This is a genomic window from Streptomyces sp. NPDC047917, from assembly GCF_043204345.1.
In the GTDB taxonomy this organism is placed as follows: Bacteria; Actinomycetota; Actinomycetes; order Streptomycetales; family Streptomycetaceae; genus Streptomyces; species Streptomyces sanglieri.
In genome coordinates, this window is sequence record NZ_JBIDCA010000004.1 from 588,288 (window position 1) to 603,836 (window position 15,549).

Consider the following 15,549-nt stretch of genomic DNA (forward strand, 5'->3'; position numbering starts at 1 on the left):
CCGTACCCGGCCCGATCGCAGGCCGGTTCGTCCGGGAATCGCGCCCTCCCGTTCCGGAAGAATTCCGAAAGGCCATGGGCCGTGCGTACCGAACTGCACCGTCGACCCACCAGTCCGCCGACCGACGTCCGTAACCTGGGCATCCTCGCCCATGTCGACGCCGGCAAGACCACCGTCACCGAGCGGATCCTCTATCTCACCGGCGCCGTCCACAAACAGGGCGAGGTCCACGACGGGACGACCGTCACCGACTTCGACTCCCAGGAACGCGACCGCGGGATCACCATCTTCGCCGCCGCGGTGAGCTGTTCGTGGGACGGTCACCGGATCAACCTGATCGATACCCCGGGCCATGTCGACTTCTCCGACGAGGTGGAGCGCTCGCTGCGGGTGCTCGACGGCGCGATCGCGGTGTTCGACGCCGTCGCCGGCGTCGAACCGCAGAGCGAGTCGGTGTGGCGGCAGGCCGACCGGCACGGGGTGCCCCGGATCGCCTTCGTCAACAAGCTGGACCGCGCCGGGGCCGACCTCGACACGGCGGTCGCGTCGATCAGGGACCGGCTGCACACCGTCCCACTGGTGGTCCAGCTGCCGATCGGGAGCGAGGACGGCTTCGGCGGAGTGGTGGATCTGCTGCGCATGCGGGCGCTGCTCTGGGCCGACGACGGCGCGTTCGAGGAGGGGCCGGTGCCCGAGGCGCTGCGCGAGGAGGCGCTGCGGCGCAGGCGGCTGCTGGAGGAGACGGCGGCGGAGCTCCATCCGGCGGCGCTGGAGGAGTTCTGTGCGCGGTCCTCGGTCCGTGAGCAGACGCTGCGGGCCGCGCTCCGCGACCTGACCCGTACCGGCGAAGGTGTCGTGGTGCTGTGCGGTTCGGCCTACCGCAACCGCGGCATCGAGCCGCTCCTGGAGGCCGTGGTGGCCTACCTGCCCTCGCCGCTGGACGTGCCGCCGGTGCGCGGCACCCTGGACGGCGCGGTGCAGGAGCGGCCCGCCGATCCGGCGGCGCCGTTCGCCGCCCTGGTGTTCAAGGTGAATTCGACGGCCACCGGCCGGCTGACCTGTCTGCGGGTGTATTCGGGAACGATCCGGAAGGGGGACACGGTGCTGGACGCGGGCGCGCGGCGCCACGAACGCGTCGGGCGGATCCTGCGCGTACAGGCCGGCCGGCACACGGACGTCGACACGGCGGTGGCCGGGGACATCGTCGCGGTGATCGGGCTGAAGGCGGCCCGCGCGGGGGCCACCCTGTGCGCGCCCGCGGCGCCGCTGGTCCTCGAACCGCCCACCGCGGCCGAACCGGTCGTCTCGGTGGCGGTCGAGGCCCGCAGGCGCACGGACACCGAACGCCTGGTGACGGCGCTGGCGCGGCTGGTCGAGGAGGATCCCTCGCTGGTGGTCCGCACCGACCCCGAGACCGGGCAGACGGTGCTGTCGGGAATGGGGGAACTGCATCTGGAGGTCGCGGTGGAGAAGATCCGGCGTGCGCACGAGCTGGAGATCGGTGTCGGCAGGCCGCAGGTGGCGTACCGGGAGACGGTCGTCCGCGGGGTGTCCGGGCTGGTGTACCGGCATGTGAAACAGGACGGTGGCGCCGGGCAGTTCGCTCATGTCGTCATCGACACGGAGCCGTTGGGGTCCACCGGTGACGGCGGTGCGGACGACGGGCCCGGCTTCGTGTTCCGGTCGACCGTCGTCGGTGGCCGGGTGCCGCAGGAGTATGTGCGGGCGGTGGAGGCCGGCTGCCGGGACGCGCTGGCCGAGGGGCCGCTCGGCGGGCATCCGGTGACCGGGCTGCGGGTCACCCTGACCGACGGAGCCACCCACTCCAAGGACTCCTCGGAGATGGCGTTCCGCACGGCCGGCCGGTTCGCGCTCCGTGCGGCGTTGCGGGCGGGCGCGATGGTGCTGCTGGAGCCGGTGGCCGAGGTCACCGTCACCGTGCCCGACGACGCCGTGGGCGGGGTCCTCGGCGATCTGGCCGCGAGACGCGGCCGGGTCTCCGGCTCGACCGCGCGGGCCGGCACCGCGGTGATCACGGCGACCGTGCCGCTGGCCGAGCTGTTCGGCTACGCGACCCGGCTGCGCGGCCGGACCCGGGGCCGGGGAACGTTCACCACCCGCCCCACCGGCTACGCTCCGGCGCCGAACCCGGTCTTCCCCGGGACAGCGGCCGGGTGACGACCGTGCCGGCCCCTCCCGTCCGCGGGCGGGGCCGGTCCGGCCGCACGCGGCGGTCTACGGATGCGCCGGGATCACGCAGTCGTCGTCCCGCGCGGGTGCGCGCCCGGTCGGCCAGGCCACTCCCTCGAACGTCAGCCGCTTCGAGCCGGGTTCGAGATGGACCACGGACAGGGCCTTGTTGTACGGGTTGCCCGCGTTGGTGAGGCAGATCCAGCCGCCGGCTCCGCGCACCCTCAGATCGGCGTTGAGCTTCCCGAGATCCTTGCGGATCCGGTCGGCCGAGGGCACTTCCCGGCCACTGGTGTGGACCGCTCGCGCCAGTGCCCTGGAGGCGGTGAGGACGACGTCGTACGTCACGATGGTGCGCCCGTCGTCGAGGTACACGTCGCCGATGGCCCCGGCCTGGTCCGTGATGCTCTGCCGCAGTGCGTCCATCGCGTCCGCGGCCTCCCTGAGGTACAGCGGCGGCTGCTGTCCCTTGTGCTTCGGGTCCTGCTGCCACTTCCGCAGCTCTATGGACCACGCGTCGGGGTGTGCCGGGGCGGCGTAACGGATGGTGACGGACGGTTTGCCGGATCCGGGGTCGCCCTGGAGCAGGGCGCGGTGCCGGTCGTCGAGGCGCTGGTCGAGAGTGGTGGCGTCGGAGCCGGTGATCACCGTGTACGACTTCTTCTCGCGGCAGTAGGTGGTGGCCAGCTTGTTGACGAAGAGTTTCAGATGGAGGGCGCGGCCCGCGAAGTAGATGACGTGGGCGTTGGAGCGGCAGATGTTTCCCGCGAAGTCCTCGAACTCGTTGGGGGTGACGCCCGCCTCCTCGACGCCCGGGGACTCGAAGCGCATGTCCTGGACCCCGCCCTGTGTCTTGCCCGCTCTGGCCTCGGCGAAGGCGTCCCGCAATGAACGGTTGTAGTCGTCGCCGGGCCGGTCGTCGGTGACCAGGGCGGTCTCCGCCCCGGCGAGAGCGGGGTCGAAGGCGAGAAGTGCGCGGGCCTGGTCCTTCGTGGTGGAGACGGCGCGGGCGAGCCCGGGGAAGGGAACCGTTTCCTTCCCTTCGGGGTTGGAGAAGTCGTCGGCCGTCACCACACTGGCGACAGCCGGGAGCTTCAGCGTGTTGGTCACGTACGCGAGGGCTTCCTTGGTCTTCGTCACGCTGAGGTTGAACCCGACGACGGCCCGCAGATCGGGTTCCTGGCGCTGGAGTTGGTCGACCGTCCTGCGCCATTGCCCGTAGCCCTTGCCCGGGTTGGCGAGGACGAGGCGGACGGGCGGCTTCGCGGAATCCACGCCGTTCGCTCCGGCCTGGGCCAGATAGGCGCCCTGGATCTCGCTGAGGATCTGGCGCCGGACCGCCGGGTTGTCCGACTCCATGGGGATGAGCAGGGCGACGGTGGCGTGCTTCGCCGCGGTGACCGCCTTGTTCTGTTCCGCGATCCGCGCGAAGACCTCGGGCATCCCGTCGTAGCCGGGCATGAACACGCCCCTGCCGTCGGAGACGCCGAGGCACTCCTCGCCGTGCACCTGAAGTCCGGTGCCGCAGCTCTCGGGCTCGCGGAAGAAGCCGTAGTAGGTGCCCAGTCCGGCCGCGGCGAGCGCCAGTGCCGTGGCCACGGCGGTCACCGGCCCCAGGATCCGGCGACCGGGCCGGCGGCCGGGCCGCGGGTCGGGCACGTCGTCCAGGGTGACCTGGACCAGGCGGCTGGGCAGTGGGGTACGGCCGCCCCGGCTCCGTTCCTCGGCGACCCGGACCCGCTCGCCGAAGCGCTCCTCGATCGCCTCCGCGAGGGCGGCCGACGCGGTGGCGGGCTTGGCGCCCTCCGCGGGCGTGGCCCCGCCGGGCTGCGAGGTGGTGACGACCACGGGATACACACGAAGCGCGCGGGACTCCCCGTCGTACGCCTCCATGAGTCTGTCCCGGATGACCCGCCGCACGTCCACGGTGTCCACGTCCGGCAGCAGGAGCACGGGGCGGCGGGCCCGGTTGAGACGGCGGACGGCACCGTAGTGCGCGTCGATGTCGGCGAGCAGGGCCTCGACGAGCAGCAGCTGTTTCGCCGCCGCGGGCTCGCTGCGCAGCCGTTCCAGCTCTTCACAGACGGCCTCGAAGGTGCGCTGCCGGGGAAAGCGCCGGGTGCCGTACCAGCGGACGGTCCGGTGGTGCGGGAACCTGAGTGCGTTGACGACCTTCAGGAGCAGGCCGACCAGTCCCCCGCCCATGCGTTCAGTGACGTACGGGTCGTCCAGGAGGGGGTTCAGCCGGGGGCGCAGCTCGGGCAGGGTCTGCCGGCGTTCCTCGGTGATCGCCTCCCTGATCTGCCGCTTCAGGTCACCGATCCGGCGCGGGTGGGACTGGGTCGCGACGGGCTGCCATTCGTAGAGCGCCGTACGGGCTGCCGCGAAGCGCGGGAACACTATGGGCAGGCCGTGCGCCACCCGGCCGCCGTAGCCGCACCCCTCGGTCATCGCCTGCAGCTGCTCGACGACCAGGCCCTCCTCGCCCCGGCCGGTCGGGACATCGCTCGGATTGTTGACCGGCACGACGCCCCGGTAGTTCCTGAGCAGCGCACCGAGCCACTGCCTGACGGGGGCGGGCGCGCCCTCGACCTGAACGACGAGCGCACCGTATCTGCGCTCGAAGCGCACCCGCTTGCGGGTGAAACGTTCCCTGAAGGTCAACTGCGCCAGGACATCGTCCAGCCCCATCCGTACTCCCGATTTCGGACGGCTAATCGGCGATCACTATAGTGTCAAGTGGGCTGGGGGAAACGGTAGTTGGAGATACGGCTCCGTCAGCCTCCGCGGTCGTTCGGGCCGGCCGGCGGGACCGCGCGCACGACGGTCCCGCACCACGGTGTCGTCGGTCCCCCGCCCGGGCCCGCCCTCAGCGTTCTCCGCCCGGCGGACCGCCGCGCCTGGGCACCGAGCTCAACAGCAGCCGGGTGTACGGGTGTTCCGGTGCGTCGAGCACCCGGTCCACGGGGCCCGACTCCATCACCGCGCCCGACCTGAGTACGAGCACCTCGTCCGCGATGTGCCGGACGACCGCCAGGTCGTGGGTCACGAAGAGATAGCCGATCCCGGCCTCGCCACGGATCTCACGCAGCAGTTCGAGGATCTGGGCCTGGATCGACACGTCGAGCGCGGCGACCGCCTCGTCCAGGATCAGCACCCGGGGCTCCACCGCGAGCGCTCGCGCGATCGCCACGCGCTGGCGCTGCCCGCCGGACAGCCCGCGCGGCAGGGCCGCCGACTCGCGGGACCCCAGCCCGACCTGGTCGAGGAGTTCGGCGACCCGGGCCCGGCGCGCGGTCCCGTCCAGACCGGTGTGGAGCCGCAGCACCTCGTCCAGGCAGCCGCTGACCGTCACCCGCGGATCGAGGGAGAGATAGGGGTCCTGGAAGACCATCTGGACCGACCGCGCCCGGGCGAGCCGTTCGGCGCGGCCGCGGGCACGGGCCAAACGGTCCCGGCCGTCCAGCCGGACCGTGCCGCCGTCCGGGCGCTCCAGGCCCACGAGCATGCGCACCGTCGTCGTCTTGCCGCTGCCGGACTCGCCGACGATCGCGAGCGATCCGCCCGGCGGGAGTGTGAACGACACTCCGTCGACCGCGGTGTGCTGCCCGTACCGCTTGCGCAGCCCCTCGACCACCAGTCCTTTCGTCACAGTGTGATTCCTTCCTCGGCGCGGTGGCACGCGGCCAGGCCCTCGCCGTGCTCGGCCGGTTCGGGCCGTTCCTCGGTGCAGCGCGGCACCGCGTGCGGGCAGCGGGCGGCGAAGGCGCAGCCGGGCGGGTCCTCGGCCAGCGAGAGGGGCCGGCCCGGGATGGGGCGCGGCGCCGGGGCGCCTGCCTCGATGCGTGGGGTGGAGGCGAGGAGTCCCGCCGTGTAGGGGTGGCGGGGCCGGTCGAAGAGCTCGTCGGTGGAGCGGGTCTCGACGATCCGGCCGGCGTACATCACGTACACCCGGTCGCAGATCGCCGAGGCAAGTTCCAGGTCGTGGGTGACGAAGAGCATGCCGGTGCCGCGCTCGGCACGCAGCCGGGCCAGGATCGCGATCACCTCGGCCTGCGTGGTGACGTCCAGCGCGGTGGTGGGTTCGTCGGCGAGGAGCAGGGCCGGCTCGGCGGCGAGGGCCGCGGCGATGACGACCCGCTGGAGCATTCCGCCGGAGAACTGGTGCGGGAAGCGGCGCAGGGCGCCCCGGGGGTCGCGGATGCCGACGGCTTCGAGGAGCTCAAGGGCGCGCGCGGTGGCCCGGTCGGCCGGGGTGCCCGAGGCCCGCAGCCCCTCGGTGAGGAAGTCGCCCACCCTGCGCAGCGGGTTGACGGAGGCGCGCGGGTCCTGGAAGACCATGGCGACCTCGCGGGCCCGCAGCGTGGCCAGTTCCTTCGGGCGCATGCTCAGCACGTCGCGTCCGGAGACCCGGACCTGCCCGCTGGTGCGGGCGCCCCGGGGAAGCAGTCCGAGGACGCTGCGGCAGGCGACCGACTTGCCGGAGCCCGACTCACCGACCAGGCCGACGGTCTCCCCGGGCCGTACGGTCAGGCTCACCCCGTCCAGGAGGGGACGGACCGCCCGGCCGTCCGGGAGCCTCACCCCGAGTCCGTCGATCTCCAGGACGGGCGTGGTCGACGTCGTGGTCATGGCGTTCACCTCTCCCGCCGCGCGATGCGGTCGGCGAGTCCCTCGCCGACGATTCCGAACGCGACGACCGCGAGCACGATGCACGTGGACGGCGCGAGCGTCGGGAGCATCGCGCCCTGCAGGACGGCCCCCTGACCCTCGTTGATCATGGCGCCCCAGTCGGCGGTCGGCGGCTGGACGCCGAAGCCGAGGAAGGACAGTGCCGCGAGGTCCATCAGCGCGTACCCGAAGTTCATCGCGGACTGGGCGAGGACGGTCGGTGCGATGTTCGGCAGGAGGTGGCGGACGCAGACCGTCCAGCCGGACCAGCCCTGCACCACGTACGCCTCGATGTACGGCCGCTCCTTCTCCTGCCGGGCGATGCCGCGCACCAGCCGCCCCACGTACGGGGTGTAGGCGACGGCCATGGCGATGACGGGTGCGGTCATGCCGGAGCCGACGACGGAGACGAGGAGAATGGCGAGCAGCAGTCCCGGGATCGCGAAGACGAGGTCCATCGAGCGCGACAGGATCGCGTCCGCCCAGCCGCCCCGCCAGGCGGCCACCACGCCGAGCAGCATGCCGAGCAGAGTGGAGACGGCGACCACCAGCAGCGGTCCGAGCAGCCCGGTGCGGGCGCCGTGGACGACCCGGGAGAGGATGTCGCGCCCCGACTGGTCGGTGCCCAGGAGGTGGTCGCCGGTGGTGCCGACGAGGCTCGCGGAGAGGTCGAGCGCCTCGGGGTCGTACGGGGCGAGGACGGGTGCGAGCACGGCGACCAGGACGAGCGCGGCGAGCACCGCGACCGAGACCGCGAACAGCGGTCCCTGGCCGAGGAGGCGCAGCCCGCGCAGGCCCGGCCTGCGGTACGGCACCGAGGTGAGGGTGGTGGTCATGAGGAACCTTCCCCGGGAGAGAGACGGGGGTCCATGAGCGGGGCGAGCAGGTCGACCGCGAGGTTGACGAGCACGAAGACCGCCACGCTGAGCAGGGTGATCGCCTGGACCACGGCGAAGTCCTGGGCGGTGACCGACTGCACCAGCAGCGATCCGAGCCCGGGCACGTCGAAGGCGGTCTCGACGATCGAGGTGCTGATGAGCAGTCCGGCGAGCATGGTGCCGCCGACGGTGACGACCGGGCCGAGCGCGTTGCGCAGCACGTGCCGGCGGACCACCGTCCGGCCGGCCACGCCCCGGGCGCGTGCCACCTCGACGTGCTCGCGGCCGAGTTCGTCGAGCATCGCGGAGCGGGTGACCCGGGCCAGCAGGCCCGCGAAGGTCAGGGCGAGGGCGAAGGCCGGAAGGGTGAGCTGGTGGAGCCGGGCTCCCAGCCCCGCCGCGGCGCCGCCGCCCGGCCCGGGGAACCAGCCGAGCTGGACCGAGAAGAGGGAGACGAGCACGATCGCGGTGACGAAGGACGGGGTGGCGGTGGCCACGCCCGTGCCGATCAGCACCGCCCGGTCGAGGAGGCCGGGGCGCAGCGCCGCGAGAATTCCGGCGCTCACCCCGAGGGCTGCGACGAGCAGGGCCGCGTAGCCGACGAGGAGCGCGGTGCCGGGCAGCCGGGAGCCGAGGAGTGCGGTGACGTCCTGGTGGTACTGGGCGGAGCGGCCGAGGTCGCCGCTCAGGACGTCGCCGAGCCACTTGCCGTACTGCGTCACGAGGGGGTCGTCGAGGTGGTGCTCGGCGCGCAGGGCCGCCACGGCCTCGGGGGTGGCGGGGCGGCCGTGGAGCAGGAAGGTCACGGGGTCGCCGGGGGCCAGGTGGATCGTGCCGAAGACCACGAGGGAGGTCACGAACAGCACCGCGGCCATGCCCAGCAGCCGTCCGGCGAGGAAGCGGGTCATTTCTGTGCGGCCCCGATCGTCGCGGCCCACGGGTAGTAGAGCTGGGCGATGCCGGTGGGGGCGCCGGTGATCCGCTTGCCGAGGAAGACCGAGTACGGCGCCTCGTACACGGGGATGATGGGCAGCTCGCGCATGGCGATCTCCTGGAGCTTCGCGGTGAGTTCGGCGCGCCTGCCCGGGTCCGGCTCGGAGTTGGCCCGGTCGAACGCGGCGTCGAAGCCGGCGTCGGACCAGTTGCCGTAGTTCCCGAAGTCACCGGTGCGCAGGTACTGGTAGAACTCCAGCGGGTCCGGCGTGTTGTCGTAACCGTTGGTGATGACCAGGTCGAGCCCCTGACGGGCCTTCGGGTCGACGAAGATGCTGCTGTACGCGTCGGGGGCGACGCTCTTCAGCTCGACGTCCAGGCCGATCTGGCGGCCGGCCGCCTGCACCGCGTTGGCCACCACGCTGATCTCGGGCGCGAGCGAGCTGGTCACGACGGTGATCGAGCGGCCTTCGGCACCGGCCTCCCGGATGAGTTTCCTGGCGCCCTCGATGTCGTGGGCGGGCTCGGGCAGCGTGTCGTACAGGGTGGCGGTCTTCTCCGGGACGAGCGCCCAGGCGCCGCGCGCGGCGGGGGCCTTGGCGGGGACGCCGACGCCGCCGGCCGCCGCCTTGATGATGTTCTTGCGGTCGAGTGCCATGGACAGGGCCTTGCGGACCTTGAGGTCGCCGAGCGGGCCGTGGAAGTCCAGGACGGCGAGGTCCGCGGCCGCGGTGTTGGGGCCGAAGACGACCGAGCCCTTGCCGCTGCTGCGCAGTTGGGCGAGAGAGGTGGAGGGAATCATGTAGCCGCCGTCGGCGGTGCCGGACAGGAAGGCGTTGGAGCGGGCGGACGCGTCCTCGATGAAGGTGAACTTCACGGACCGGGACTTCGGGGCGAGCTTCTTGTCCCAGTACGCCGGGTTCTTGCGCAGTGTGATGCTGTCGCCCTGGGCCCACTTGTCCAGGGCGAAGGGGCCGGTGCAGTTCAGTCGGCCCTTCGGGGTGCCGTAGTCCTTGCCCTCCTCGGCGAGGGAGGCGGCGCTCACGACAGTTCCGGGAGAGGCGGCCATGAGTTCGTGGAAGAGGATGTCGGGCTTGTCCAGGCGGATCGTCACCTCCAGAGGGCCGGTCCTCTCCACGGAGTGGACGTTCTTGAAGGACGAACCCCAGGGGGAGCCGGTGGCCGGATCCATCTGCCGCTTGAGGGAGGCGACGACGTCGTCCGCGGTCATCGTGGTGCCGTCGTGGAACTTCACGCCGGGCCGCAGGGTGTAGACGAGGGTGCGCGGATCGGGCTGCGCCCACTTGACCGCGAGGCCGGGCTCGATCCTCAGGTCGGGGGTGACCCGCAGCAGCTGCTCGCAGACGTTGGCGAGCACGGTGTTCGGCGGGTAGTCGTACGCGAGGGCGTAGTCGAGGGTGTACGGCTCGGCGTACAGGGACCAGGTGAAGGAGTCCAGGGCGCCCCGGGCGGGCGGTGAAGTCGGGGTGACCTCGTAGTCGGCACCGCCGCCGGCGCCGGCCTGGGGCCGGGTGGCGCCGGAGCAGGCGGCGAGGGACGCCGCGAGCACGGCGGTACAGGCGAATGTGATGAATCTGGGCATGCGCATGCAGACCCACCCCTTTACGGGTGTAGTGACGGGCACTGGGGGATGGAGCGAGTATTGATGCGGGAACGTTCCCGCACAAGGCTTGGGCCGACTTTGCGGGAACGGTTTTGCAGAGGTCGGGGGGATGGCAGCATCGCTCCCATGACTGAAGCTCCAGGGCACGGCGGGCCGCCCTCGCCGCAGAAGCGGCAACCACCCCCGCGGCCGGGGCGGACCGCGCCGCCCGCCCCGCGCGTCCGTCTCGTCGATGTGGCACGCGAGGCGGGCCTGTCCAAGACCACCGTCTCGGCGGCGCTCAACGGCACCGGCAGGCTCTCCCCCGAAGTGCGGGAGCGGGCCCGCGAGACCGCGCGTGCGATGGGCTACCGGCCCAACGCCACCGCACGCCAGCTGCGCGCGGGACGGGCCCGGCTGATCGGGTACGTGGTCGGTGAACTGGCCGACACCCCCTGGACCTTCCTGGAGTCGCCGTACTTCGCCCGGCTCACCGGCGCCACCGCCGCCACCGCGCTCGGGCGCGGCTACGCGGTGGTGCTGCTGCCCGCCGGCTCCCTGCAGAGCGAGTGGTCCGCGCTGCCGCTGGACGCCGTGATCGTCGCCGACCCCGTCGCCGACGACCGGATCGTGGACGACCTGCTCGCCGCCCGCATCCCGGTCTTCAGCGACCGGTCCGTGGAGGACCGGCCGGAGGCCCACTGGGTGGACGTCGACGCGGCCGCCGCCGTCCAGCAGACCCTGGACCACTTCCTGGCCCAGGGCGCCCGGCGTCCCGCCCTCGTCGTCCCCGACAGCACCACCCGCTTCCACCGCGAGGTGTTCGCCGCGCACCACGACTGGTGTACGGCACACGGGCTGCCGGAACTGGCCGTGCGCGCCGCGGAACCGGGCAACGGACCGGTCGTCCGGGCCGTCGAGACCGCCCTGACGGCCGGGCCGGAGCGCCCCGACGCCCTGTTGCTGGTCGCCGAGGCCAGCCCGCCCCTCGTTCTGGACACGGCCCGCCGCCTCGGTTTCGACGTCCCCGGCGACCTGCTCCTCGCCTGTGTCAGCGAGGACGAGGCCGCCGTGCACACCGGGCCGCCGGTGACCACGCTCAGCCTGCGTCCCGACGCGGTCGCCGAGGCCGGGATCGAACTCCTGGTGGCCGTTCTGGAGCACGGGCAGAGGGAGACCGGCGGGGTGCTCGTACCGGTCCGCCTGGACGTACGCGCCTCCTCGGTACGGCACCCTCAGCCGCCGTGCACCAGTTCGCCGCCCACATAGGTGCGCTCCACCCGGGCCTCGGCGATCTCCTCCGGGGGTGCCGCCAGGATGTCCCGGTCCAGCACCACGAGGTCGGCCAGGTTGCCGGGCAGGAGACTGCCGGCGTCGTCGAGCCGGTTCACGTGCGAGGAACCGGCGGTGTAGGCGGCGATCGCCGAGAGGAGGTCGACGCGCTGTCCGGGCAGGAATACCCGGTCGTCGTCGGACCCAGGCTCGCGGCGGTTCACGGCGACGTGGATGCCCGCGAGCGGATCCGGGCTGGAGACCGGCCAGTCGCTGCCCGCGGCGAGCGTCGCCCCGGACCGCAGCAGACCACCGAAGGGATACTGCCAGGCGGCGCGTTCGGGGCCCAGGAACGGGATGGTCAGCTCGTCCATCTGCGGCTCGTGCGCCGCCCACAGCGGCTGGATGTTCGCGATGGCACCGAGCGCCGCGAACCGGGGCAGGTCGTCGGGGTGGACGACCTGGAGATGGGCCAGGTGGTGCCGGTTGCCGCGCCGGCCGTTGGCGGCCACGGCGGCCCCGATCGCGTCGAGCGCCTCGCGTACCGCACGGTCACCGAGCGCGTGGAAGTGGACCTGGAAGTCCAGGGCGTCCAGCGCCGTCACATGGCCGCGCAGTGCCTGCGGATCGACGAAGCTCAGCCCGCTGTTCGCCGTGGCGCAGCCGCAGCCGTCCAGGTACGGGGTGGTCAGCGCGGCCGTGAAGTTCTCCGCGATCCCGTCCTGCATGATCTTCACCGACCCGGCCCGGAACCGTCCGTACGTCAACTCCTCGCGACGGCTGACCAGTTCGGGGATCTGCTCGGCACCACGCTCCCGGTCCCACCACAGCGCACCCGACACCCGGGCGGTCAGCGAACCGTCCCGCGCGGCGGCCAGATAGGCCCCCGAGGGGTCCGCCATGCCGTTGAAGGAGCCGAGCAGCGCGTCCTGCCAGCCGGTGATCCCGAGCGAGTGCAGCAGCTTCTGCGCCCGCAGCAGACCCGCGAGCCGGTCCGCCGGGGTGCTCGCCGGCACCAGCCGCGACACCAGGGCCGTGGCGCCCTCCTGGAGCATGCCGCTCGGAAAGCCGTCCGCCTCCCGCTCGATCCGTCCGTCGGCGGGGTCCGGGGTGGCGGCGGACAGGCCCGCCAGTTCGAGGGCCCGGGTGTTGGCCCATGCCCCGTGATGGTCCCGGTTCGCGAGCAGCACCGGCCGGTCCGGCACCACCGAGTCCAGCAGCCGACGGGTCGGCAGCCCGCCCGCGAAGCTCTCCATCGACCAGCCGCCGCCGGTGATCCACTCCCGCTCGGGGTGCGTGTCCGCGTAGTCCCGGATCCGCTCCAGGTACGCACCGGCGTCGACGATCTCGGTCAGATCGCACTCGGCCAGCTCGCTCCCCCCGCCCACCGCGTGGACGTGGGAGTCCTGGAAGCCGGGCAGCAGCAGCTTCCCCGTGAGGTCCACCACCTCCGTTCCGGGCCCGATCAGTTCCCGTACCTCGTCGTGGCCGACGGCCGTGATCCGCTCCCCGCGGACCGCGAGCGAACTCGCCCGGGTACGGGCCGGATCCATGGTGAGGACGGGGCCTTCGGTGAAGACCAGATCGGCGTGGGGCATGCGTCGGCTCCCTTGCGTTCGGATGCGCTGGACGGGTGACGGGCGTCATGGAAGCCCGCCGGCCGTTTACACGTCAATGGCGTTGACGTAAGGTCCCGGCCATGTCCGAACGTGTGGTGCCCGAAGGCCGTAGACAGCGCAGCCGCCCGACCAAACAGGGCGCCGTCCTCTCCGAACGGCTCATCGTCGAGACCGCGTTGCGCCTCGTAGAGCAGCACGGCGCCGGTGCCCTCTCGGTACGGAGACTCGGCGCCGCACTCGGCGCCGACCCCACCGCTCTCTACCGCTACTTCCGCAACACCGACGCGCTGCTCCTCGCCCTCGCCGACGAGCTCATCGGCCGCGCCCAGGAGGGCTGGACGGCCACCGGCGCCTGGCGGGAGGACCTGCGCTCGATGGGGCTGCGCATCCACGCCTCGTATCTCACCCAGCCCCAGGCCGCGCTGCTCGCCGCGCACCGGACCACCGGCCGCCCGCACGAGACCCGGGCCGTCGAGACCATCCTCGGGATCCTTCGCGACGGGGGCTTCCCCGACGCCCTGGCCGTGCGGATCTACCACTCCTTCGTCGACCAGGCGCTCGCCTTCGCCGCACAGGACGCCGCCGCGTCGGCCCGGCCCCCGCTGGCGGCGGCGGACGCCGAGGTCTGGCACGCCGTCTACGGCCGCCTCCCCGCCGACACCCACCCGAACATCGCGGCGACCTATCCCCTGCTGGCCGCCGACATGCGCGACAGCGGCTACCCGTTCGCCCTGGAGCTGACGCTGATGGCCGCGGCGGCTCTGCACCCGGACGCGGGTCGGTAGCGGCCGGAGGGGGCAGGCCCGTGACGGTCCGAAAGGACGGTGGAGCTCGCTTATGTCAACAGCATTGACCTTGTCCGGCGTGTCAGGTTCTCATGGGCGGCACCTCGGAAGGAGCCCCCGCGCCCGGGCTCCTCCACCACGCGAAGGAAGCCCCATGGACCCCCTGCTCTCACTCCGGGACGCCGCTTCGACCCCGTTCTGGCTCGACGATCCACGCAGCCCCGGGGCCACCCCCACCCTCGTCGGTTCCACCACCTGTGACCTGCTGGTCGTCGGCGGCGGCTACACCGGCCTGTGGACCGCCCTGATCGCCAAGGAGCGCGATCCCTCCGCCGATGTCGTCCTCGTCGAGGCCGACCTGGCCGGCGGCGCCGCCTCGGGTCGCAACGGCGGCTTCTGCGAGTCGAGCCTCACCCATGGACTCGCCAATGGGCTCGCCCGCTGGCCCGGCCAGATCGGCACCCTCGAACGCCTCGGCCGCGCGAACCTCAGCGCCATGGAGGACACCCTCGCGCGCCACTCCATCGACTGCGACTGGGAGCGCACCGGCTCCCTCGTCGTCGCCACCGAGCCCCACCAGGTCGCGTGGCTCGCCGAGGAGGCCGAGACGGCCGCCCGGTACGGCTCCACGACCACCGTCCTGGACGCCGACGCCACCCGCGCCGAGATCGACTCCCCGACCTTCCTCGGCGCCGTCTGGAACAAGAGCGACGTCGCCATGGTCAACCCGGCACGGCTCGCCTGGGGCCTGAAGCGCGCTTGCCTCGACCTCGGCGTCCGCATCCACGAGCACACTCCGGCCCTCTCCCTGGACGAGCACGGCGCCGTCGTCTCCGTGCGCACCCCCTTCGGCCGGATCACCACCCACCGGGTCGCCCTCGCCACCAACGCCTACCCCTCCCTGGTCCGCCGCCACCGCATGTACACCGTCCCCGTGTACGACTACGCGCTGATGACCGAGCCGCTCGGCGATCAGCAGCTCACATCGCTGGGCTGGCGCAACCGGCAGGGCTGGGCCGACCCGGCCAACCACTTCCACTACGTGCGGATCTCCGCCGACAACCGGATCCTGTGGGGCGGATACGACGTCGTGCACCACAGCCGGGTCCGCGCCGAGCACGACCGGCGCCCCGAGACGTACGCCACCCTGGCGCGCCAGTTCTTCCGCACCTTCCCGCAGCTGGAGGGCATCCGCTTCAGCCACGCGTGGGGCGGCGCCATCGACACCAGTACCCGCTTCTGCGCCTTCTTCGACACCAGTCACCACGGCAAGGTCGCCTACGCCGCCGGCTTCACCGGACTCGGGGTGGGCGCCACCCGCTTCGGCGCCGAAGTGATGCTGGATCTGCTGGCCGGCGAGTACACCGAACGCACCGCCCTCGACCTCGTACGCCGCAAGCCGCTGCCCTTCCCGCCCGAGCCGGTCCGCTCGCTCGGCATCGGCCTCACCCAGCGCTCCCTCGCCCGCGCCGACCGCAACGAGGGCCGACGCGACCTGTGGCTGCGCACCCTGGACCGCCTCGGCCTGGGCTTCGGCAGCTGACGCCCGCACGCCCCGTTCCGGCAGACGCGAGAGGCCGTTCCCCCATGGTGGGAGA

Annotated in this window: 11 protein-coding genes; 4 read left to right on the plus strand and 7 right to left on the minus strand. The window is 72.6% G+C overall.

From position 1 onward, the window contains the following. Positions 1-81 precede the first annotated feature (81 nt). A complete protein-coding gene (gene fusA / locus ACGF8B_RS12435; protein ID WP_392737303.1) occupies positions 82-2,178 on the plus strand; it encodes an elongation factor G in 2,097 nt (698 codons plus the stop codon). Positions 2,179-2,235: 57 nt separating this feature from the next. On the opposite strand, the gene ACGF8B_RS12440 is transcribed toward fusA, so the two are convergent. From ACGF8B_RS12440 to ACGF8B_RS12465, 6 genes are all read right to left on the minus strand, one after another. Continuing rightward, entirely contained in the window at positions 2,236-4,881 is a 2,646-nt protein-coding gene (locus tag ACGF8B_RS12440) for an ABC transporter substrate-binding protein (protein ID WP_392737305.1), read from the minus strand. Between the two features lie 178 nt (positions 4,882-5,059). Further along, entirely contained in the window at positions 5,060-5,842 is a 783-nt protein-coding gene (locus tag ACGF8B_RS12445) for an ABC transporter ATP-binding protein (RefSeq protein WP_392737307.1), read from the minus strand. After that, positions 5,839-6,822 carry an ABC transporter ATP-binding protein gene (locus ACGF8B_RS12450; RefSeq protein WP_392737309.1) on the minus strand — a complete coding sequence of 328 codons (984 nt, stop codon included), beginning with the start codon at positions 6,820-6,822 and terminating at the stop codon, positions 5,839-5,841. Before ACGF8B_RS12450 ends, ACGF8B_RS12445 begins: the two co-directional genes overlap by 4 nt. Before the next feature lie 5 nt (positions 6,823-6,827). Next, positions 6,828-7,697, minus strand: coding sequence for an ABC transporter permease (locus tag ACGF8B_RS12455; RefSeq protein WP_392737311.1), 870 nt, complete (start codon positions 7,695-7,697; stop codon positions 6,828-6,830). Next, on the minus strand, positions 7,694-8,647 hold the full coding sequence (locus ACGF8B_RS12460; protein WP_392737313.1) for an ABC transporter permease: 954 nt from the start codon (positions 8,645-8,647) through the stop codon (positions 7,694-7,696). Before ACGF8B_RS12460 ends, ACGF8B_RS12455 begins: the two co-directional genes overlap by 4 nt. Beyond that, entirely contained in the window at positions 8,644-10,281 is a 1,638-nt protein-coding gene (locus ACGF8B_RS12465) for an ABC transporter substrate-binding protein (RefSeq protein ID WP_392737314.1), read from the minus strand. The genes ACGF8B_RS12460 and ACGF8B_RS12465 overlap by 4 nt, the downstream gene beginning before the upstream one ends. Positions 10,282-10,422: 141 nt before the next feature. Between ACGF8B_RS12465 and ACGF8B_RS12470 the strand changes: the two genes are divergently transcribed. Then, positions 10,423-11,544, plus strand: a complete 1,122-nt coding sequence (locus ACGF8B_RS12470; RefSeq protein WP_392737316.1) for a LacI family DNA-binding transcriptional regulator — start codon at positions 10,423-10,425, stop codon at positions 11,542-11,544. Here the strand turns inward: ACGF8B_RS12470 and ACGF8B_RS12475 are convergent. Beyond that, entirely contained in the window at positions 11,511-13,145 is a 1,635-nt protein-coding gene (locus ACGF8B_RS12475) for an amidohydrolase (protein ID WP_392737318.1), read from the minus strand. The two genes, ACGF8B_RS12470 and ACGF8B_RS12475, sit on opposite strands and share 34 nt — an antisense overlap. 101 nt (positions 13,146-13,246) lie before the next feature. Here ACGF8B_RS12475 and ACGF8B_RS12480 point away from each other — a divergent pair, with 101 nt between their 5' ends. Both ACGF8B_RS12480 and ACGF8B_RS12485 read left to right on the plus strand, forming a co-directional pair. After that, positions 13,247-13,951 (plus strand): TetR/AcrR family transcriptional regulator, encoded by a 705-nt coding sequence (locus ACGF8B_RS12480; protein ID WP_392737319.1) that lies wholly within the window; start codon positions 13,247-13,249, stop codon positions 13,949-13,951. 154 nt (positions 13,952-14,105) lie between these two features. After that, entirely contained in the window at positions 14,106-15,494 is a 1,389-nt protein-coding gene (locus ACGF8B_RS12485; RefSeq protein ID WP_392737321.1) for an NAD(P)/FAD-dependent oxidoreductase, read from the plus strand. Positions 15,495-15,549: the final 55 nt, after the last annotated feature.